Source organism: Micromonospora tarapacensis (assembly GCF_019697375.1).
Taxonomy (GTDB): Bacteria; Actinomycetota; Actinomycetes; order Mycobacteriales; family Micromonosporaceae; genus Micromonospora; species Micromonospora tarapacensis.
Genome location: NZ_JAHCDI010000004.1, coordinates 232040 through 253647 on the forward strand (window position 1 = coordinate 232040; position 21608 = coordinate 253647).

Here is a 21608-nt window from a genome sequence, read left to right on the forward strand (position 1 = left end):
CGGCCCCTCCCGACCGGGTGTCGGGAGGGCCGCGGGGGCCGCCGACCAGCCGATCGGCCCGGAGTCCCGCCCGGCGGCCTGCCTATGCTCGACCCATGGAATTGCGGATCTTCACCGAACCCCAGCAGGGTGCCAGCTACGACGACCTGCTCGGCGTGGCCCGCCGCGCCGAGGAGACCGGCTTTGGCGCCTTCTTTCGCTCGGACCACTATCTGAAGATGGGGTCGGGCAGCGGCGAACCCGGCCCCACCGACGCGTGGACGACCCTGGCCGGGCTGGCCCGCGACACCCGCTCCATCCGGCTCGGCACGCTGATGAGCGCCGCGACGTTCCGACTGCCCGGCCCGCTGGCGATCACGGTCGCCCAGGTCGACCAGATGAGCGGCGGCCGGGTCGAGCTGGGCATCGGCACCGGCTGGTACGACGCCGAACACCGCGCGTACGGGATCCCGTTCCCGGGGCTGGGGGAGCGGTTCGACCGGCTGGACGAGCAGCTGGCGGTGATCACCGGGCTGTGGCACACCCCGTCGGGCGGGACGTTCGACTTCACCGGCCACCACTACCAGATCAGCGACTCACCCGCGCTGCCCAAGCCGGTGCAGCACCCCCACCCACCGATCCTGATCGGTGGGATGGGCGCGAGGCGTACGCCGCAGCTGGCCGCCCGCTATGCCGACGAGTTCAACCTGCCGTTCGTCTCGCTGGACGACACGGTCGCCCAGTTCGAGCGCGTCCGGGCCGCCTGCACGGCGATCGGCCGGGATCCGGCGGAGCTGACCTGGTCCAACGCGCTGGTGCTGTGCTGCGGGCGGGACGACGCCGAGGTGGCCCGGCGGGCCGCCGTGATCGGCCGCGAACCGGACGAGCTGCGCGCCAACGGGCTCGCCGGCACGCCCGCCGAGCTGGTCGACCGGATCGGCCGGTACGCGGCGGTCGGCAGCCAGCGGCTCTACCTCCAGGTGCTCGACCTGGCCGACCTGGACCACCTGGACCTGGTCGCCACCGAGGTGATGCGCCAGCTCTGAGGTGCCGCTCCGGCAGGTGCGGCCGGCACCGGCAGCGGGATCAGACCCGCTGGCCCGGCTCGTCGCGCAGCACCGTGTCCCGCCGGCCGCCGGCCTCGACCCGCGGCGGCGGGCCGGGGTGGGCGGCGGCGACGGGGCCGGACCGGGTGCGGGCGCCGGTTGCGGGCCGGGCTGGCTCGTCACCGGCCCGCCGTACGCCGAGGCCGCGGTGGCGGCGGCCGAGTCGGCGACGGCGCCGGCCGGGCCGGCGGCCTGTGTCACGCCGCTGCCGGCCGGGTCGATCTCCTCCTCGGAGGGGTACACGTCGCCGCGAGGGGCGGGATCACGGTAGCTGCTCATCGGCGTAGGGTTCCCCGACGGGACCGGCGGTAACCGCCGACACGGAAAAGGGGGGCGCAGTGCCGACGCACCGTAACTGGGCCGGCAACGTCGAGTACGCCGCCCGGGCGTACCACCGGCCGTCGTCCGTGGACGAGCTGCGCGGGCTGGTCGCCGGCAGCGACCGGATCCGTGCGGTGGGCAGCGGGCACTCCTTCAACCGGCTCGGCGACACGACCGGCGACCTGGTGACCCTGGCCGGGCTGCCGGCCGCCGTGCGCCTCGACGAGCGGCGCCGGACGGTCGACGTGCCGGCCGCGCTGCGCTACGGGGACCTGGCGACCTGGCTGCACCAGCGCGGGTACGCGCTGGGCAACCTCGCCTCGCTGCCGCACATCTCGGTGGCCGGCGCGGTCGCCACCGGCACCCACGGCTCCGGCGAGACCGTCGGCAACCTGGCCACCGCGGTCGCCCGGCTGGAACTGGTCACCGCCGACGGCGAGCTGCTCACCGTGGCACGCGGCGACCCCGACTTCCCCGGGATGGTGGTCTCCCTCGGCGCGCTGGGCATCGTCACCCGCCTGACCCTGGACGTGGTGCCCACCTTCGACGTCCGCCAGTACGTCCGACTGGACCTGCCCCGCGAGGCCCTGGGCGAGGCGTTCTCCTCGGCGTACAGCGTCAGCGTCTTCACCGACTGGCGCTCCACCCGCGGCACCCAGGTCTGGCGCAAGCAGCTCGCGGACCAGCCCCCGCCGCCGGCGGACTGGCTCGGCACCACGGCGGCCGACCGGCCCTGGCATCCGGTGCCCGGCATGCCGGTGGTCAACTGCACCGAGCAACTCGGCGTGGCCGGCCCCTGGCACGAGCGGCTGCCGCACTTCCGGCTCGGCTTCACCCCCAGCAACGGCGACGAGTTGCAGTCCGAATACCACCTGCCCCGGGCGGTGGCCGCCGACGCGCTGGCCGCGCTGGACCGGGTGGCACATCTGATGGCGCCGGTCGCGCAGACCAGCGAGCTGCGCACGATCGCCGCCGACGACCTCTGGCTCAGCCCGCAGCACGGCCGGGACAGCCTCGCGGTGCACTTCACCTGGATCGCCGACGTGGCGGCGGTGCTGCCGGTGGTCGCCGAGGTCGAGCGGGCACTGGCTCCGTTCGCCCCCCGCCCGCACTGGGGCAAGGTCTTCACCCTCACCCGGGCCGAGATCGCCCCCACCTACCCCCGCTGGCCCGACTTCGCCGCCCTGGTGGCCCGCCTGGACCCGGCCGGGAAGTTCCACACCGGAGAACTGGACCGTCTCTTCCCCCGCTGACCCGCCCTCGGCCTCGACCCCGGTCAGCGGCCGGCGGTGAGCTGGTCGCGCATGCTGCCGCGTTGGACGGCGCGGCTGATGTCGCTGGGCGAGACGATGCCGACCAGGCGACCGTCGGCGACCACCAGCGCCCGGCCGTCGGCGCAGTCGCTGAGCCGGGGCAGCAGGTCGGTGAGCGGCTCGTCGGGGGAGGCGAGCACCAGGTCGTCGGCCCGGCAGGCCACCGCCTCCAGGGTGGTGCTGCCCCGTGCGTCGGACGGCACGCCGCGTACCCGGTCGAGGGTGACCAGGCCCACGGGCCGGCCGTCCTCGGTCAGCGGCAGCGCCGTGTGCCGGTAGGCGAAGAGGTAGTTGTCCACGAAGTCGGCCACCGTCATCTCGCCCGAGGCGGTCTGCGGCTGTGGGGTCATCACGTCGGCGACCCGGATTCCGCGCAGCGCACTGCCCATCCTGGCCTGGCGCTCCTCCATGCTGGCCGCGCCGATCAGGAACCAGCCGATCAACGCCAGCCACAGCCCGCCGACGCCGGCACCGGTGAGGAACCGCCACAGCCCGAACCCGATCAGCACCACGCCGAGGATCCAGCCGGCGCGGGCCGCCACCACCGAGGCGCGGGTGCGGTCCCCGGTGGCCTTCCACACCGCCGCGCGCAGCAGCCGCCCGCCGTCCAGCGGTGCCGCCGGCAGGATGTTGAACAGCGCCAGCAGCAGGTTGATGCCGCCCAACCAGGCCAACACGCCGAGCAGCAGCCCCTGCACCCCGGCGAGGGCGAGCACCGTCGCGATCGCCCCGAAGAAGGCACCGATGATCAGGCTGACCAGCGGCCCGACCCCGGCGATGCGCAGCTCCGCACCCGGGCTGCGGGCCTCACCGCGCAGCTCGGCGACCCCGCCGAAGAGCCACAGCGTGATTCCCTCGACGCCCAGCCCGTTGCGTCGCGCCACCACCGCGTGGGACACCTCGTGGGCGAGCAGGCCCAGGAAGAAGACCACCGCCGCCGCCAGACCCGCCAGCAGGTACGCGACCACCGGCCGATCCGGGTACGACTGGGGAAACAGGTTGGCCGACAGCCCCCACCAGATCAGCGCGAAGATGACCAGGACACTCCAGTTGACACCGACAGGTACGCCCACGATCCGGCCGAGCCGGAAACTCGCCCTCATGTTCCGGTCATACCCCCGCAGCGTGATCCCATGCCAGAGGCGAAGGTCACCTGATCGGCCCGCCTGACCGTTTTCGTCGTCCCGGCCGAAACAGGCCCTCCGTCCGGTCCGGCTCCCCGCCGCTCTCGCCGCGGACGGGTAAGGTGCGGAGGCTGAGCCGGGCCGTTGCCGGCCAGGGTGGAGGAGTCGGCGCATGCGTGAGGATTCGCCGCGCTGGGAGCAGATCAACGCCAGTTCCCACGTCCACGAGCAGGACGGGCTGCGCGAGCTGGCCAGCTACCTGCCGGATGCCGATCCGTACCACGTCTGGGCGAACGTCGAGTTCGTGGGTACCGACGGCTCGATCAACGAGGTCGACGCCCTGGTGCTCACCCCCAGCGGCCTCTGCGTGCTGGAACTCAAGCACTGGCAGGGTGACATCCGCGGTGACGGTACGCAGTGGGTGCGGCGGGTCGGCAACCACCGGCTCACCCCGGAGGACAACCCGTACATCCTGGCGAACCGCAAGGCCAAGCGGCTGGCCAGCCTGATCCGCTACTACGCTCGGCAACAGGGCCGCGAGTCCCAGGCGCCCTACATCGGCGCGGCCGTGTTCCTGCACGCACCGAACATGAGCGCCCGAGGTCTGGACGCCATCGGCAGGCAGCACGTCTACGGACTCGAAGGGCACGACCGCGGGGTGCCCGGGCTCAAGCAGCTCCTGCTTGCGCCGCCGCGCAACCCGGCGCACCGGGTCGACGGGCTCCGTGGCCGGCAGATCGTCGAGCTGGTCCGGGGCGCCAAGATCCGGCCGTCGGTGGCGGACCGAAAGGTCGGTCAGCTGCTGCTGCATCCGAAGCCGTTCGCCGAGGGGCTCGGCTGGCAGGACTTCCTCGGCGGGCACGTCATGAACACCTCGCTGGTGCGGCGGGTCCGCTTCTACCTGACCAGCCGGGCCGCCGAGCACGAGGTGCCGGCGATCCGTAAGGCGGCCGAGCGGGAGTTCCGCCTGCTCCAGGGCATCCACCACCCCGGGGTGGCGCGGGCCCATGACCTGGTCGAGCATGCCTGGGGGCCGGCGGTCGTCTTCGAACACCAGCAGGACTGGGTGCGCTTCGACCAGTGGCTGCTGCAACGCGGGAACTCCTTGACGCTCGCCCAGCGGCTGCAACTGGTGCAGGACCTGGCCGAGATCATCGACTACGCGCACTCCCGCCGGCTGGCCCACCGGGCTCTCTCACCCCGGGCGATCTACGTCGGCGGCGCGGATGGTCCACGCCCCACGTTGGTGGTGACCGACTGGCAGACCGGTGGCCGGTTGAAGGGCACGACCGAATTGACCCGGCTCGGGCCGTCGAGCGACCCGGCCAGCCTGGAGATGTTCTTCGACGACGAGGTCCGCTGCTACCAGGCACCGGAGGCGGAGAATGCCGCCAGGCTGCCCGGGCACCAGCTGGACGTGTTCTCGGTCGGTGCGACGGCGTACCGGATCCTCGCCGGCACGGCACCGGCGGCGAGCCCGGAGGAACTGGTCGGCGCGGTCCGGGACAGCGGCCTGCATCTGGACGCCGTCGTCGACGGAATGCCGCACTCGCTGGTGACGCTGGTCTACGACGCGACCCGCGGCGACCCGGCGCAGCGGCTGCGCAGCGTCGCGGCGATCCGCGACGGCCTGGAGAAGGTGTGGGAGGAGCTGACCGCCCCGGAGCCCGAGCCGGTGACCGATCCGCTCTCGGCGCATCGGGGCGACATCCTGGACGGTGGCCTGGAGGTCAAGGACCGGCTCGGCGCCGGCGCCACCGCCGTGGCCCTGCTGGTGCGTCGCCCGGAGGACTCCGACGACCTGGTGCTGAAGGTCGCCCGCGACGAGCAGCACGAGGAACGGCTGACCGCGGAGGCGGGTACCCTCGCGGGTTTGAAACACCCCCAGGTGGCCGCGTTGGTCGACGGCCCGGTGCGGGTCGGTGGCCGGACCGCCCTGCTGCTGGAGAGCGCCGGGCGGCAGACCCTCGCCGAGGAGCTGCGTGGCGGCCGGCTCGCGCTGGACCTGCTGGAGCGGTACGGACGGGACCTGCTCGACATCGTCAACTACCTCGACGGCCAGGGTGTCTGGCACCGTGACCTGAAACCGGCGAACCTGGCCGCCCGACCCCGGCCGAAGGACAAGCAGCCGCACCTGTGCGTCTTCGACTTCTCGCTGGCCGCCACGCCCGCCGATCGGATCAACGCGGGTACGGTCGGCTACCTGGATCCGTTCCTGGGCCCGCCGCGGCGGCTGCGCTACGACGCGGCGGCGGAACGCTTCGCCGCAGCCGTGGTGCTCTACGAGATGGCGACGGGCACGCTGCCCCGGTGGGGCGACAACGCCAACCCGGTCACGATCCGCGACGAGGTGGCCCTGGAAGCCGCGGCGTTCGACGCCGCCGCGGCGGACCGGCTGGTGGAGTTCTTCCGTCGGGCGCTGGCCCGCGACGCCGCGGCTCGCTTCGACACCGTCGACGAGATGACCGACGCCTGGCGGGCCATCTTCAAACAGATCCCGAAGGCGGCACCGGGCGGCCCGGCCGCGCCGGGGCTGCCCCGGAGTCACCGCTGGCCGCCGCGGAGCTGACCGACCGTGCCCGGTCGGCGCTGGAGCGGCTCGGCCTGGTCACCGTCGGGGATCTGCTGGACGCGGAACCGTCGGTGCTGACCCGGGCCAGGGGGGTGCCCGACGCCACCCGCAAGGAAATCCTCGCCAAGGCGCGAGCACTGCGCCCGGTGGTGCCGGCCGGCACCGAGCCCGCCACCACCGAGGACCGGCCGCTGGCGCAGGGGGTGGAGGCGCTCTGCGCCACCCTGCTGCCCGGACCCACGTCGCGCAACCATCGTTCGCTGGCCGTGCTGCTGGGACAGGCACCGACCGACGAGGGGACGTTCCTGCCCTGGCCGGCACAGACCGAGGTGGCCCGGACCATCGGGCGCGGCCAGCCGCAGATCTCCAGGATGCTGGCCGCACAGGCGAAGGTGTGGCTGGCAGAGCCGGCGCTGACGGCGGTCCGCAACGAGCTGGTCGCGTTGCTCGACCTCCGTGGCGGGGTGATGTCCGCCGAGGAACTGGCCCAGGCGTTGATGGCCGCGCGCGGCTCCTACACCGCCGGCCCGAAGCGGTTTCCGCAGGCGATCGGCCTGGTCCGCGCGGCCGTCGAGGCCGAGCTGAGCATGGGCGGTGACGCCCGGGTGGCGATTGCGCGCCTGCGGGCGACCGGGCTCGTCCTGGTCGGCCGGGAGCCCGACGATCCGGCGTCCGACGTCACCGCCGCCGACTTTCTTGAGTACGTGGTGACACTGGGCAACCGGGCGGCTGAGCTGACCGGCGCTGACGAGCCGCCTGACCGGCGCCACCGGGCCGGCGAACCGCTGCCGACCCGGCAACGGGCCGTCGAGGAACTGCGCCGGCTGCCCGTACCGGCGGGCATGCCGTCGGCGACCGACCCGCGGTTGCTGCAACTGGCGGCGATCGGCAGCAACGACCGGGTGGACGTCAACGCGCAGGGGCAGCTCTACCCGGTCGGCATGCCGGCGGAGGCGGCGCTACGGCTGTCCACGGGCACCCTCGTCGGCCAGCGGCTCAGCGATCGGCAGCTCCGTGACCGGGTGCAGAGCCGCTTCCCGCGTGCCGAGCAGCTCCCTGGCCGCCCGACGCTCACCAACCTGCTGGCCGCGGCGGAGGTGCCGCTGACCTGGCATGCACAGGATCGGGTCTACGGTCCGGTGAGTGTGCCGACATCGGTCACCGGCACCCGTACCGTGACCGGCCATGCCCCGTTGCTCACGCTCACCGCTGTCGACGAGGTGGGCGACCGGCTCGCCGCGGCGATGAAACGGCACGCCTTCCTGGCGGTGCTGGCACCCTGGCGCCGGCTCGGCCCCGCCCGGCAGGCCCTGCTGACCAGGCTGTCGTTGGTCGAGGTGGACGTCACGGCGATCCTGCTGGAACGGCTGCGGTCGTTGGGCTTTCCGTGGGAGGCGATCGTGGCGGCCGACAACGGTTCACCGCAGGACGCGGACTTCCGCAGCCTGGTCGATCTGGTCCGGCACCAGGTGATGCCGGCACTACGCGCCGCGATCACCGCCGCAGACGGTCCGGTGCTGATCACCGAGGCAGCGCCGCTGGCCCGGTACGGGCAGCTCGGGCTGTTCCAGGAGCTGGCCGATCCGACCCGGCCCCGACCGGCGGCCCGGCTGCTGCTGCTGCCGACCCGGCGCGCCGAGTCGGCGACGCTCGACGGCGTGCAACTCCCGCTGACCTCCCCGACCAGCCAGACGCTCTACCTGGCGCAGGACTGGATCGCCGCGGCCGACGACGCCCGCCCGCGGGTCGGTTGATCAATGGGCGTTCCGGCACGTGTGGTGCCGGTGGGACAGCCGGTGCGGCGCGAGCGGATCGTGAGCGGCTACTGTGTCCCGCGGACCGGACGTCGAGTCGGCGGGAGGAACGGACGTGGCGAAGCTCGCGCTGACGCCGGCCGAGGCGGCACTCTACGACCTCGTCGGTCCCCGGGTTTTCCTGCGAGCCCGCCGGCACCTCGACGACGGGGAACTGGTCGACGTGCAGTGGGACGCGACGGCCGGCCGTGGGCGTGCCCGGCTCGCCGGCAGCGATCCGGGCCTGGTGGTCGCCGCGACGACGACCGTCGACGGAGCCATCGCGACGGCGGACGGCTCGTGCAGCTGCGGGCAGGCCGGCTGCGCCCACCCGACGGCACTGGTCCTGGCGACGCTGCCGACGACCGCGGCACCCGCGCCGCGCCCGGCACCCCGCACGATGGGCTGGGAGAAGGCCCTCAGCAAGCTGGTCCGCGACGTCACCGTGCCACGGCCGGCCGCCGCGCCCGAGCAGGCGGGTCTCGGGTTGCAGTTCGACGTCGTGCCGGCCACACCGGGCACCGACGGTTTCCGCGTCGCCCTGCGCCCGGTGGTGCCGGGCCGCACCGGTTGGGTCCGGACCGGGATCAGCTGGTCCAGCTTGAGCTACGCCAACGTCGGCAGGTCCAAGCAGATCGAGCGGCAGCGCCGGCTGCTCGGCGAGATCGTGCGGTTGGCCACCGCGGGCCACGACCCGTACGGCTACTACTACGGCGGCCAGCGGCAGAACGTCTTCCTGGACGAGTTCGAGACCCGCCGGATCTGGGACCTGCTGGCCGAGGCCGACGAGGCCGGTCTGCCGTTCGTGCAGACCGGCAAGCACGTGGCTCCGGTCGTGGTCGGCCGCAACCCGGCCCGGCTGTCGGTCCGGGTCGACCGGGCCGACGGGGAGTTGCTGCTGGAGCCCGCACTGGCGGCCGACGGCACCCTGATCCGGGCGGCGCAGCTGGCCCTGATCGGCGACCCGGCGCACGGCATCGCCTGGTTGCGGGATCCAGCCGCGGGCGAGGCCCGGCCGGCCAAGCCGGCACTGTGGCTGGCGCCGCTGGCCGGGACGATGTCGCCGCCGATCCTGCGGGCGTTGTCCGGCCCGGCGATCCGGATCCCGGCAGCGGACGAGGAGCGCTTCTTCGACCAGTTCTATCCGGAGCTGCTGCGGCAGGTGCAGGTGCACGCGGCCGATCCGGCGGTCCGCCTGCCGGCGGTCGGCCCGGTCACGTTGGTGGTGACGATGACGCCCGAGCCCGGTCAGCGCCTCGCGCTGCGCTGGGAGTGGCATCGCCCCGTTGGTGGCCGGCGCCACCCCGAACCGCTGCGAGCGCTGCCCAACGGGGTCGACGACCGGCGGGCGGAGGTGCTCCGCCGGGTCGTCGAACTGGTCGCCAAACCCGTACCGGAGCTGCTGGAGCCGTCACCGGTCGGGCCTTCGCTGGCCGAGTCGGCCACCGTCGGCGGTGACGCCCTGGTCCGCCTGCTCGGCGACGTGGTGCCGCGGCTCGCCGAGATGGATGACGTCGAGGTGGTCACCCCGTCGGGCGGGGAGCTGCCCGACTACCAGGAGACGTACGAGGCGCCGACGATCACGTTCGCGGGCGGCGATGCCGGTGAGCACGACTGGTTCGACCTGTCGGTGCAGGTCAGCGTCGGCGGCGAGGCGGTCGGCTTCGCCGAGCTGTTCGCCGCGCTCGCGCAGGACCAGCAGTACCTCATCCTGCCCAGCGGCAGCTACTTCGCCCTGGACCGCCCCGAGTTCGGCCAGCTCCGGGAGCTGATCGCCGAGTCACGGGCGCTCGCCGACGCCCCGCCCGGGACGCTGCGGGTCGGCCGGTTCCAGGCCGGGCTCTGGGACGAGCTGGCAGACCTGGGTGAGATCACCGGCCAGGCCGCCGGCTGGCAACGGTCGGTGCGCGCGCTCAGCGAGGCGGACCCGGCCGCCGACCAGCCGGTCCCACCGGAGGTACGGGCGCAGCTGCGCCCGTACCAGCAGGATGGCTTCCGGTGGCTCGCGACCCTGCACGGCCACGGCCTCGGCGGCGTCCTCGCCGACGACATGGGGCTCGGCAAGACGTTGCAGACGTTGGCGTTGATCTGCCACGCCCGCGCCGACCGACCGTTCCTGGTGGTGTGCCCGGCCAGCGTCGTGGACAACTGGGCGCGGGAGGCCGCCCGCTTCACCCCCGAACTGGATGTCCGGACCATCACCCAGACGGCGGCGCGGCGCGGTGCCGGGCTGGCCGATGCGGTGGGCGGGGCCGAGGTCGTCGTCACCTCGTACACCCTGTTCCGGCTGGAGTACGACGACTACCGCGCGCACGACTGGGCCGGCCTGATCCTGGACGAGGCGCAGTTCGTCAAGAACTCCCAGTCCCAGGCACACCGGTGCGCGAAGCTGCTGCCGGCGCCGTTCAAGCTGGCGATCACCGGCACCCCGATGGAGAACAACCTCGGCGAACTGTGGGCGCTGTGCTCGATCACGGCACCCGGGCTGCTGCCGCGTGCCGACCGGTTCACCGAGTACTACCGCAAGCCGATCGAGAAGGACCGCGACACGGAACGGCTCGCGCAGCTGCGCCGCCGGATCCGGCCGCTGATGCTGCGCCGCCGCAAGGCGGACGTGGCCGCCGACCTGCCACCCAAGCAGGAGCAGATCCTTGAGATCGAGTTGGACCGCAAGCATCGGCGGGTCTACCAGGCATACCTGCAACGGGAGCGGCAGAAGGTGCTCGGCCTGCTCGGTGACCTGGAGAAGAACCGGTTCGAGATCTTCCGGTCGCTGACCCTGCTGCGGCAGGCGAGCCTCGACGTCACGCTGGTCGATTCGGCGCAGCACGCCGTGCCGTCGACCAAGCTGGACGTGCTCACCGAGCGGGTCGCCGACCTGGTCGCCGAGGGCCACCGCAGCCTGGTGTTCAGCCAGTTCACCCGGTTCCTGGGCCAGGCCCGGCAACGCCTGACCGCGGCCGGCATCGGATGCAGCTATCTGGACGGCACCACCCGCGACCGGGCCGCCGTGATCGACGAGTTCAAGCGTGGCACCAACCCGGTCTTCCTGATCAGCCTCAAGGCCGGCGGGTTCGGCCTCAACCTCACCGAGGCCGACTACTGCCTGCTGCTCGACCCGTGGTGGAACCCGGCCGCCGAGAACCAGGCCGTCGACCGGGTGCACCGCATCGGCCAGACCCGCAACGTCATGGTGTACCGGCTGGTTGCCAAGGACACCATCGAGGAGAAGGTGATGGCCCTCAAGGCGCGCAAGGCGGAGCTGTTCGACAGCGTCCTCGACGGCGGCGAGTTCGCCTCCGCCCAGCTCACCGCCGGCGACATCCGGAGCCTGCTGGAGTAGGCGCAGACTCCGCTCCAGCAAGGAGTGGCCGGCGACGATCGGTCCGTCCGGCGTGGCCAACCGCAGGGCACCGGAGCCGTCACGGATTGTGGTAGGAATCTAGGAATGCCGCTGCGCAGGATCGTGTTGGAGAATTACCGCTGCTTCCGGGACCGGCAGGAGATCGAGCTGGCCCCGGTGACCGTGGTGCTCGGCAAGAACAACTCCGGCAAGAGCGTGCTGACCCGCGCCCCACTGGTCATCGCCACCGGCTTCGACACCACCAGCACCGCACCGCTCGACCTGGACCGGCTGCATCCGTTGCCGGTGGACGGTTTCCCCGACCTGATCTTCGAGCAGAGCACCCACGGCCGCTTCACGCTGGGCGTGGAGGTCGAGGGTCGGGGTGCCTTCGCGATGGAGGCGAGCATCCGCTACGTCGACGAGGACCGCTCGGCGTACGTCTCCGGTCTTCGCGTCACGGCCGAGGGTGAGTCCGTCGAGTACCGGTTGCAGCCGACCATCGAGGTGACCGCCAAGGGACTGATCTACGACATCCAGCGTGGCCAGGACTCGACCACCAAGCCGGTCACCTTCGCGGGACTGCTGCCACACTATTTCGAGTTTCAGCGCTACTGGCCGGGAAAGCGCCCATGGCTGCCGTCCCTGGGGCCGATCCGTTTCCTCAGTGCCTACCGCGACCGTCCGGAGCGACAGCACCGGCTGCCGTTCGGGACGGCACGCGAGGTGGGGGAGCAGGGCCAGGGGGTGTACGGCATCCTCGCCGACGACCGGGCCCGGCGCAGCGGAGAGCTGATCGAGCGGGTCAACGTGCTGCTCGCCCACATCGTGCCCGACTGGCGGATCGAGGAGATCCCGGCCGGCCCACTGTGGTCGACGGTGCTCACCCGTCGGGGCAGCCAGGTGCGGGTGAATCTCGCCGACGCCGGCACTGGCCTGGCGCAGGTGCTGCCGATCCTGGTGCAGTGCGCTCTCGACGAACTGCGTGGCGGCACCGTCAAGCCGTTGCAGATCGTCGAGGAACCGGAGATGCACCTGCATCCCGGAGCCCATGCCGCGCTGGCGGATCTCTATCTCGACACCGCACGCGAGACCGGCACCCGATTTCTGATCGAAACCCACAGCGAAACCTTGTTGTTGCGGCTGCGACGCCGCATCGCGGAAGGCGCATGTCAGCCCGACACCGTGGCGGTCTACGTGGTGGAGCAGAAGGACGGTGTGTCGACCGTGCAGCGGGTGTCAATCGACGAGCTGGGCAATCTCGGTGTCGGCTGGCCGGACGGGTACTTCTCCCAGGACTACGAGGAGGCACGGGCGTTGGCGACCGCGCAGATGAGCCGGAGCGGCTATGGATCTTGATATCAAGCCCGAGGTGTTCATCCAGGGCGACAAGATTGCCGTGGTCAAGCTACTCGAACTGCTCATGCACGAGCGGCACGAGTGGCGACCGGACAAGACCACCGCCGACAGTGCCGCCCGCTTCGCCGACACCCTGCCGTTCGACGGGGTCAAGGTGTTCGTCGAGGAAGCCTTCATCAGAGCCACGAGCACGGTGTCCGCTCCACAGGGGCGGCGGGCACCGATCACCGCCGCCGAGCTGAAGGATCTGGTGGCGGATCTGAGCCGGCCGGCGGTGCTGGTGGTCGAGGACGAGATCTCCGAGGAGTGTTTCCTGCTCGCGCTCGCCGAGGCGTTCAACGAGAAGCGCATCGTGCAGGCCATCCGTGCGGATTGGCTGACCGTCGGGCACGCGGGCGGCAAGGACCGGATGCCACTGTTCGTCGAGCGTCGCCGTCGGCAGTTCGCCATCCTGGTACGGCTGGCGGCGCTGATGGACAGCGACCGCAAATATGCCGGGCACCGGACTCGTAACGACACCTACGCCGCGAAGATCCGGGCCATCGATGGTGTCGAGCTGCACCTGTGGGGCTGCCGGGAGATGGAGAACTACATACCCTGCCGGGCGTGGGAGGAGAGCCTGCCGACGCGGATGCCCAAGGTGGACGCCCTGCGCGGCAAAAGCGCCGAGGAGCGGCGCTATCTCGACGTCAAGGAGCACTTCGGCGCCATGCCTCGGCCGCTGATCGCCGAGCACACCTGCCTGACGGAGGAGGACTTCGCCGAGTTGGGGCCGGAGGTCGTGGCGGAGCTGCGCAGGTTGCTCGCGATGATCCACCGGATCCTGTAGGAGACTGGGGCCATGCGCACCGACCAGGCCGAGATCCGGCCCGACCCGACCATCGCGCTCGTCGATGATCTGCTGGGCGGCATCGGTCGGGGTGAGATCCGGGTGCCGGCGTTCCAGCGGCCCTTCGTCTGGCGACCCCACCAGATGCTGGAGCTGTTCGACAGCATCGAGCGCGGCTACCCGATCGGCAGCCTGCTGCTCTGGCAGACCGACGAGCGGGTGCCCTCGCTGGACGAGATCGGCGGCCTGGCGGTGCCGCCGCCACCGGACGGCCGCCAGGTCTCCTATCTGCTCGACGGGCACCAGCGGGTGTCCACACTGTTCGGGGTGCTGAACCGGCCGCTGCGCGACGGCCCGGCCGAGGGCGAGGGAGACTGGATCTGGCAGATCTACCGCGACCTGCGCCCCGACCCGCTCGGCTCGGACCGCTACCGGCACCACCGTTCCGGCAGGTTCTCCCCGCACCTGCTGCCACTGGCCGCGGTGATGCGCACCCGGGACTTCCTCCGGCACTTCCACCGGGTGGAGCTGACGGTCAAGGATCCCGCCCAGGCGGATGCGCTGATCCGGGAGGCCGAGGCGGTCGCGCAGCGGATCAAGGGCTACAAGCTGACCATGGTCAGGCTCCAGGGGGCCAGCATCGACCAGGCGGTCAACGTGTACGCCCGGCTCAACCGCACCGGCACCCGGATGGACCCGGACCAGATGGTCTCCGCGCTGACCTACCGCAAGGAGCAGCCGTCCCTGGCGAGCCGGATCGACGACATCGTGACCGCCATCGCCGACACCGGCTTCGGTGAGCTGCCCCGGCTGGCGGTGTTCCGCTCGTTGCTGGCCATCGCCGGGGAGACCGACATCATGTCGCCCCGCTGGAGCCTGGTCGCCGACTACGTGCAGAACCGCCTGCACGACGCCCTGCCGCAGACCGACCGCGCGGTACGCCTCGCCGCCCAGTTCCTGCGCACCGGCGTGAACCTGCCGCAGGCGAAGTTCCTTCCGTACTCACACCAGCTCGTGCTGCTGGCGATGTTCTTCCACGTCTGCCCGGAGCCGAGCGGCCGGCAGTACGACCGGCTGCGCCGCTGGTTCTGGGTGACCTCCTGGTCGAGCGCGTTCGCCGGAGCGACCTCCACCGTGCTACGCAAGGCGCTGGCGGAGATGCGCACCTTCGCCAGCGGCGCGGGTGACCTCGACCCGGACGTCGGCGACGTCCGGCCGATGCCCGAGTCGTTCAACCTCAACAGCGCCCGCACCAAGGCGTACGTGGCCTGGGAGACGCTGGAGTTTCCCCGCCGGCTCGACATGCTGGGCCAGCCGTTCGACGTGGTGAAGGTGCTGGAGGCCGCGGACAGCCAGATCTTCCGGCACGTCGTGCCGAAGGACAGTCGCCCCGCCAACCGGCTGATCTTCCCCACCACGCCGAACACGGGCGTGCTGGCCGCGCTCAAGGGGCTCAGCCCGCCCCGAGGTCCGGGCCTGTTCGACGGCAACCCGGAGCTGAGTGGCCTGGTGGGCCGCTCGGTCACCGAGCAGATCCTGGACAGCCACGGCATCCCGATCAAGGCGTGGCGGCGGCTCTGCGAGGGCGGCAACGGCAACCAGATCTTCGTCGACGACCGGACCGACTTCCTGGCGGAACGGATCCGGGCCTTCGCCGACCATCTCGACGTGCCGATCTCCGGCCGCCTCGACGTGCCGCTCGCCGGGAGCATGGCCGACGACGACTGGGAGTAGTGGCCTGATGAGCGGCAGACCTTAGGATCTAGCGGTGATCGAGCTGAAGGCGTTGCAGGCGCAGGTCAAGACCCTGGTGGAGGATCTGCGCGGGCAGGTCGCGCAGACGCCGGGCCTGCGCGCCGAGCTGCGCCAGGAGTGGGCTGCGGCGCAGGCCGCCGAGCGGGTCGGTGCCAGCTTCGAGACCTGGCTGGAGGACATCCTCGACCAGGCGGCGGTGGCTTGGGTGCTCGGCTGCGTCTTCGTCCGCTTCTGCGAGGACAACCAGCTCGTCGACGGGCTGTGGATCGGCGGCGCCGACCCGGCCGCGCCGGCCGAGCAGGCGGTGCAGCGCCGGCAGGCGTACCTGATCGCCAACCCCCGCCACAACGACCGGCACTGGCTGCGCGAAGCCTTCGGCTACCTGGCCGAGCTGCGCGCCACCGGCAAGATCTTCGACCGGCACAACCCGGTCTGGCGCTTCGCCATCTCCGGCCCCGCCGCCGAGGATCTCAGCGACTTCTTCCGCCGCGGCGCCGCCGCCGCGACGCTGCGCCGCGACGACCTGAACACCCGCTTCCTTGGCGACCTCTACCAGGACCTCTCCGCCCACGCCAAGAAGACGTACGCCCTGTTGCAGACCCCCGAGTTCGTCGAGGAATTCATCCTCGACCGCACCTTCGAGCCGGCAGTCAAGGAATTCGGCCTGCCCGCCACCAGCGTCATCGACCCGACCTGCGGCTCCGGCCACTTCCTGCTCGGCGCCTTCCACCGGCTGTTCGACAAGTGGCGCGACCGCGAGCCGGCCACCGACCCCCGGGTGTTGGCGGAGCGGGCACTCGGCCAGGTCACCGGCGTCGACATCAACCCCTTCGCGGTGGCCATCGCCCGCTTCCGGCTGCTCATCGCCGCCATGAAAGCCTGCCAACTGACCACCCTGGAACGCACCCCCGCCTTCCCCGTCCGGGTAGCCACCGGCGACTCCCTGCTCCCCTGGGGCGCATTCAGCTCCCGCGCCCAGGGCGACCTGCTCGCCGAGCTGGAAGGCAAGGAAATCTTCGCGTACGAGAGCGAAGACGCCGACCTGCTCAAGGACTACCTGGCCGAGAACCAGTATTCAGTGGTGGTCGGCAACCCGCCCTACATCACGGTCTCCGACAGCGCCCGCAACAAGCTCTACCGAGGGCTCTACGAAACCTGCTCCGGCAAGTACGCCCTCACCGTGCCCTTCGCGGAACGCTTCTTCGCGCTGGCCAAGCGTGGCGACCACGACGGAGATGGTGCCGGCCACGTCGGTCAGATCACCGGCAACGCCTTCATGAAGCGCGAGTTCGGCAAGAAACTGATCAACGAATACTTTGCGAACAGCGTGGAGTTGGCCGAGGTGATCGACACCTCCGGTGCTTATATCCCTGGCCACGGCACTCCGACCGTGCTCTTGATCGGCCGTAACCGTTTCGTGAGTTCGCGCTATAGCGGCACGATTCGGACCGTGCTTGGTGTCCGCGGAGAACCATCCACCCCTGACGACCCCTCAGAAGGCAAGGTCTGGCTCGCGATCAAGGCGCAGGTAGATGCACCGGATTCTGAATCCGGATGGGTTAGTGTTGCCGACTTCGCTCGCGTTCAACTTGCCTCTCACCCATGGAGCCTCAGTGGTGGCGGCGCGCCCGGATTAATGGATGCGATTCAGGGACAAGTCGAAGCCAGAATCCGTGACCAAGCATCCATGATGGGGTTCGTCGCCATCACCGCAGAGGATGATGCATTTTTCTTGACTAAATCAGCAACTCGACGCCTGGGTGTTGAGACCACCAGGCCAATGGTTACCGGCGACGTCGTCCGCGACTTTAGAATTGCCGCCGATATTGCCGCGATTTTCCCCTACGAGGGCGATCTCGACGTGGCTGTGCCAGCCAAACTTCCGCAGATCATGAAGGTGCTGTGGCCAAACCGGCGGGTTCTTCAACGCCGCAAGCGGTTTGGTGTGCTAATCGAAGACATTCCTTCTCTGCGATGGTATGAGTTCGGTGAGCTTTACCGGGAGAAGTTGCAGACGCCGCTGTCGATTGCGTTTGCGTTTGTGGCTACGCATAACCATTTTGTGTTGGATCGGGGTGGGAAGGTCTTCAAGCAGTCGGCACCGGTGATCAAGTTGCCGGAGGGGGCGTCGGAGGACGATCACCTGCGGCTGCTCGGGGTGCTGAACAGCTCGACCGCCTGCTTCTGGCTCAAGCAGGTCAGCCAGAGCAAGGCAGGTAGCGGGATCGGTCGGGGCATCCAGCCTGAGGCTTGGATGGATCGGTGGGAGTTCACCGGTACCAAGCTTGAAGAGTTTCCGTTGCCTTCGGCGTACCCGCTTGGGCGGGCGCGGGAGTTGGATGGGCTGGCGCAGCGGCTCGGTAGCTTGACTCCGGCGGCGGTGGCCGCGTCGGGGGTGCCGAGTCGGCAGCGGCTTGCGGAGGCTGAGGCGGAGTACCACTCGGTGCGGGCGCGGATGATCGCGGTGCAGGAGGAGTTGGACTGGGAGGTCTACCGGCTCTACGGGCTGATCGACGAGGATCTGACCTGCGCCGACCCGCCGGAGTTGAAGCTGGGGGAGCGGGCCTTCGAGATCGTGTTGCACACCAGCGGGGCGCAGACCGAGTGGTTCAACCGGCACGGGTCCAAGCCGATCGACCGGCCGAAGGCCGACTGGCCGGCGGAGTACCGGTCGCTGGTGGAGCGGCGGATCGCGGTGATCGGGTCCAACCGGCACATCGGGTTGATCGAGCGGCCGGAGTGCAAGCGGCGTTGGTCGACCGACGGATGGGAGAAGATGCAGTCGGTCGCGCTGCGGGACTGGCTGCTGGATCGGTTGGAGGCTCCGGAGTTGTGGGGTGGTCAGCCGGGGCCGCTGTCGGTGGCGCAGCTCGCCGACCGGGTCGGTGGTGACCAGGATTTCCGGGCGGTGCTGGAGCTGTGGGTCGGGCACGACAACTACGAGCTGACGCGGGCGCTCGGCGAGTTGGTCGCGGACGAGCATGTGCCGTACCTCCCCGCGCAGCGTTACAAGCCGGCCGGGCTGCGCAAGCGGGCGCAGTGGGAGCGGACGTGGGCGTTGCAGCGCCGGGAGGACGCGGGGGAGCAGGTCACCATCGAGGTGCCGCCGAAGTACAGCTCGGCGGACTTCGTCCGGCCGTCGTACTGGCGGGCGCGCGGCAAGCTGGACGTGCCGAAGGAACGCTTCATCTCGTACCCGGGAGCGGGCCGGGACAGCGACGGCAGTGAGCTGCTCGGCTGGGCCGGGTGGGACCACCTGGCGCAGGCCCAGGCGCTGGCCACCGTCTATCTGGACCGCAAGACCCAGGAGGCGTGGCCGGCGCACCGGCTGTTGCCGCTGCTCGCCGGGCTGGCCGAGACCGAGCCGTGGCTGCACCAGTGGCACTCCGGCGAGCAACCCGGCTTCCCCGGGTCACCCGCCGAGTTCTTCACCGACTTCATCAACGCCGAGTTGGCCGCCCTCAGCTCCGACCGCTCGGCCCTGACCCTGCTGCGGGGTGTGCCCGAGTTGCCGTGAGCCTGACTGCGGAGAGCTACCCAGGCCGACGGGACACGTTCGCCGGCAGGGCATAGCCGAGGCTGGTCAGCGCCCGCCGGAAATCCTGCTCCCGGTCGAGGAGTACGGCCAGGTGCTGGTCACCGATCAGCCGGCACAGCGACCGTAGCTTCCGGTCGTGGCTGATCAGCATGGCCAGCGCCGGATCCGCACAGGTGATGAGGCGCACCGGCCCCAGGTCGGTGAGCCGCCCGGCCCGCTCGGTGATCTCATCCAACAACGTCAGCAGCGAACCGGGCAGGTCAGGCTGCGCGGCCCGGGCCCGCAGAAACCCGGCGAGGTCGGCCGGCTGCCGCCCGGCATCGACGGCGCCGAGCAGACTCTCCCGGCTGACGGTCCAGACGTGGTCACCGGTACGACGGGCGTAGCTCTCCAGCACGAGCGACTCGGCCGGGGAAAGGCGGCCGACGGCCACGACATCAAGGTTGGGCAGAACCTTCACGGTACGCACCGGCGCCTCTGGCTCAGGCGGAGTGTACGACTTGCGTACGCCGAGCACGTAGGCGCCGAGGTCGTTGAGGCGGATCGCCCGCAGCCCGTCGTACCGGCTGAGTGCGTCGAAGGAGTCGGCACCCCAGTTTTCGTGGTAGTCGTCGCGGGCGCCGCCCGGCTCGTCGTAGGCGACGTCGATCAGGCCCAGCGTCGCGGCGTACTCGAAGAGCACCGCCAGGGTGTACCGGCCCTCCAGCAGTTCCCATTCGCCGAATCCGGCATAGCCGAGGCTGCCGTACTGCGGATCCTCCAGGTACAGCTTCCACAGTGCCCGCTCGCTGCGCGCGACCCGCGGCGACCAGGCGGTCTGCTTCATCTGCGCGAAGAGATCGTCCACGCCGACCCACTCGCCGAGAGGCTGGGCGGCGAGTGCCTCGGACACCTTCTGTCGCCGTGCCTTCGGCGCGGTCAGCACATTGGCGGCGCGCTGCCCCTTGATGTTCTCGACCCGACTGAACTCGTCGATCAGACCCTTGGTCAGCCACGACCGCCACAGCGTCTGCACGACTCCAGCGGCCGGCTTGCCGAGGGCGGCCCGGCCCTTCGCGGTCAGTTGCAGCTTCCCGCCGGTGATCTCGGCGAGGCCGCCCGCCTGCACCAGCAGCGGCCAGGCGAACGCGGCGATCGGCTCGTCCGGATAGAAGTCACCCGAGGACAAGGTCTTCGCCACCTCGACCACGGTGGCCGCCGCTGGCCGCCGCGTCTTCTCGCTGCACCGCAGCCGCCCGGAATCACACAACCGCAGCACGGCGTGCACGTCGTCGGCCGCGTACCGCTCGGTCCGGCGTACGAGCCCTGCCACCTGCCCGGCCACGAGCGTTCCTCCCCAGTTGTCGTCAGAACAGAGTTGGGACGACAGTGAAGTGGTAGTTGTCACGGCCGACCGTCCGGTCGAGGGTACGCATGATCCGATCGGGGTTGTCGTGTGGACCCTGCTGGAAGTAGGGCGTGCCGTTCAGGCCGAAGGTGATCCGGCTCGGCGGCTCCCAGGTGCCGAGGAGCGGTGCGGCGCTGTAGAAGTCACGATGCGGGTCGAAGCCGAGGCCGCGTGCGTAGTCGACAGCACCGAAGACCAGGTGCCGGGCGAGGTCGATGGGAGCCTCGACCGGCGGTGTGTCGTAGGCGGCGAAGAACTCGGCCACAAAATGCGGCACCTCGTCGGGATCGGAGGTGGTCGGTGGCAGCGCATTCTTGACGCCGAGACAATAGGTGTCGACCAGGAAGCCGCAGGTGCTCGCCGCATCGCCGTCCGCACGGGCGACCGCGACGCTGACCAGGCCGGCGCCCATCGCCATCGGCGGCAACTCGGCGTCGTCAACCCAGTCCGCCGGTCGGTCGGCCACGCTCAGGCCGTTGCTCCACTGCCGGCTGATCCAGCAGCCCAGCAGCGGCAGCTCCGCCGGGTGCACCCGCCCCGGACGTACGACATCGACGCCCCGCACCAGCCGGGTGACCACGGCACGGGTGACCCCGAGGTCGCGGGCGATCTGCTTGGGCGTCTTACCGGCGGCCCGCAGCGCCTGCGCCCGCTCCTTCAACTCCTTCGATTCCACCCGCGCCATCCTGCTGTCGCCCCGCCCCACCGTCAACGCCGCCACGCTGGGCGTCAGGACGGCTGGTCCGGCGAGTCGGCGGCACGCTGTTGTGCCACGACCGGGCGGTCCGGTAGCACCAGCAGGATGGCCAGCGCCAGGTTGCCACCCAGCGCGATCACGTTGCCGACCTGGTCTGCTGGTGGATAGACCCGCAAGTGCAGTGAGTGCCAGAGGAAGTGCACCGCGGTGAAGATCAGCCAAGCGCCGCCGGCCATCCGCAGCGCGGACGGCGTCGGTCGCCGCCAGGCCATCACGCTGAGCACGAGCAACGCCAGGTAGAGGGCACCGACGTCGTGGGTCAAATGCTCGTTGTACGGCCCGAGCGCGGAGACCCAGTTGCGCCCCGGCCAGGGAAAATCGGTGTAGAACGACTGAGGATAGGCAGCGGCCCAGACGCCGACGACCGCAGCCGTCACAGCGAGAAGCCCGACGATCGCACGTTTACTCTTGATGCTCACACCTGCATGACGA

The 21608-nt window shown here is 70.9% G+C and carries 14 protein-coding genes; 10 read left to right on the top strand and 4 right to left on the bottom strand.

The features are described 5' to 3' along the window. Positions 1-95 precede the first annotated feature (95 nt). The 3 genes from KIF24_RS07130 to KIF24_RS07140 all read left to right on the top strand — a co-directional run bounded on the left by KIF24_RS07130 (position 96) and on the right by KIF24_RS07140 (position 2659). Complete coding sequence (locus KIF24_RS07130) at positions 96-1025, top strand: LLM class F420-dependent oxidoreductase (RefSeq protein ID WP_221083359.1); 930 nt, start codon at positions 96-98, stop codon at positions 1023-1025. Between the two features lie 16 nt (positions 1026-1041). Then, positions 1042-1356: a hypothetical protein gene (locus KIF24_RS07135; protein ID WP_221083360.1), complete on the top strand. Its 315-nt coding sequence runs from the start codon at positions 1042-1044 to the stop codon at positions 1354-1356. Between the two features lie 67 nt (positions 1357-1423). After that, positions 1424-2659, top strand: a complete 1236-nt coding sequence (locus KIF24_RS07140; RefSeq protein WP_221083361.1) for an FAD-binding protein — start codon at positions 1424-1426, stop codon at positions 2657-2659. 23 nt (positions 2660-2682) lie between these two features. On the opposite strand, the gene KIF24_RS07145 is transcribed toward KIF24_RS07140, so the two are convergent. Then, positions 2683-3822 carry a site-2 protease family protein gene (locus KIF24_RS07145; RefSeq protein WP_221083362.1) on the bottom strand — a complete coding sequence of 380 codons (1140 nt, stop codon included), beginning with the start codon at positions 3820-3822 and terminating at the stop codon, positions 2683-2685. Positions 3823-4015: 193 nt separating this feature from the next. On the opposite strand from KIF24_RS07145, the gene pglW reads away from it, so the two are divergent. From pglW to pglX, 7 genes are all read left to right on the top strand, one after another. Next, complete coding sequence (gene pglW / locus KIF24_RS32300; RefSeq protein WP_230415344.1) at positions 4016-6412, top strand: BREX system serine/threonine kinase PglW; 2397 nt, start codon at positions 4016-4018, stop codon at positions 6410-6412. A gap of 74 nt (positions 6413-6486) precedes the next feature. Beyond that, positions 6487-8169: a hypothetical protein gene (locus KIF24_RS32305; RefSeq protein WP_230415346.1), complete on the top strand. Its 1683-nt coding sequence runs from the start codon at positions 6487-6489 to the stop codon at positions 8167-8169. Positions 8170-8284: 115 nt separating this feature from the next. Further along, entirely contained in the window at positions 8285-11551 is a 3267-nt protein-coding gene (locus tag KIF24_RS34340; protein ID WP_221083363.1) for a DEAD/DEAH box helicase, read from the top strand. A gap of 105 nt (positions 11552-11656) precedes the next feature. Beyond that, positions 11657-12910, top strand: a complete 1254-nt coding sequence (locus tag KIF24_RS07160; protein ID WP_221083364.1) for a DUF3696 domain-containing protein — start codon at positions 11657-11659, stop codon at positions 12908-12910. Continuing rightward, positions 12900-13739, top strand: coding sequence for a hypothetical protein (locus KIF24_RS07165; protein ID WP_221083365.1), 840 nt, complete (start codon positions 12900-12902; stop codon positions 13737-13739). The genes KIF24_RS07160 and KIF24_RS07165 overlap by 11 nt, the downstream gene beginning before the upstream one ends. Positions 13740-13751: 12 nt before the next feature. After that, positions 13752-15473 carry a DUF262 domain-containing protein gene (locus tag KIF24_RS07170; protein WP_221083366.1) on the top strand — a complete coding sequence of 574 codons (1722 nt, stop codon included), beginning with the start codon at positions 13752-13754 and terminating at the stop codon, positions 15471-15473. 34 nt (positions 15474-15507) lie between these two features. After that, a complete protein-coding gene (gene pglX, locus KIF24_RS07175) occupies positions 15508-19011 on the top strand; it encodes a BREX-2 system adenine-specific DNA-methyltransferase PglX (RefSeq protein ID WP_221083367.1) in 3504 nt (1167 codons plus the stop codon). Between the two features lie 16 nt (positions 19012-19027). On the opposite strand, the gene KIF24_RS34345 is transcribed toward pglX, so the two are convergent. The 3 genes from KIF24_RS34345 to KIF24_RS07190 are packed head-to-tail and all read right to left on the bottom strand — an operon-like array spanning position 19028 to position 21553. Continuing rightward, the gene (locus tag KIF24_RS34345; RefSeq protein WP_221083368.1) at positions 19028-20356 is read right to left on the bottom strand and encodes a helicase-associated domain-containing protein; all 1329 of its coding nucleotides are present in this window, start codon (positions 20354-20356) and stop codon (positions 19028-19030) included. A gap of 22 nt (positions 20357-20378) precedes the next feature. Then, positions 20379-21095: a hypothetical protein gene (locus tag KIF24_RS07185; protein ID WP_221083369.1), complete on the bottom strand. Its 717-nt coding sequence runs from the start codon at positions 21093-21095 to the stop codon at positions 20379-20381. 53 nt (positions 21096-21148) lie between these two features. Then, positions 21149-21553 carry a hypothetical protein gene (locus KIF24_RS07190; RefSeq protein WP_230415347.1) on the bottom strand — a complete coding sequence of 135 codons (405 nt, stop codon included), beginning with the start codon at positions 21551-21553 and terminating at the stop codon, positions 21149-21151. Between the last annotated feature and the right edge of the window lie 55 nt (positions 21554-21608).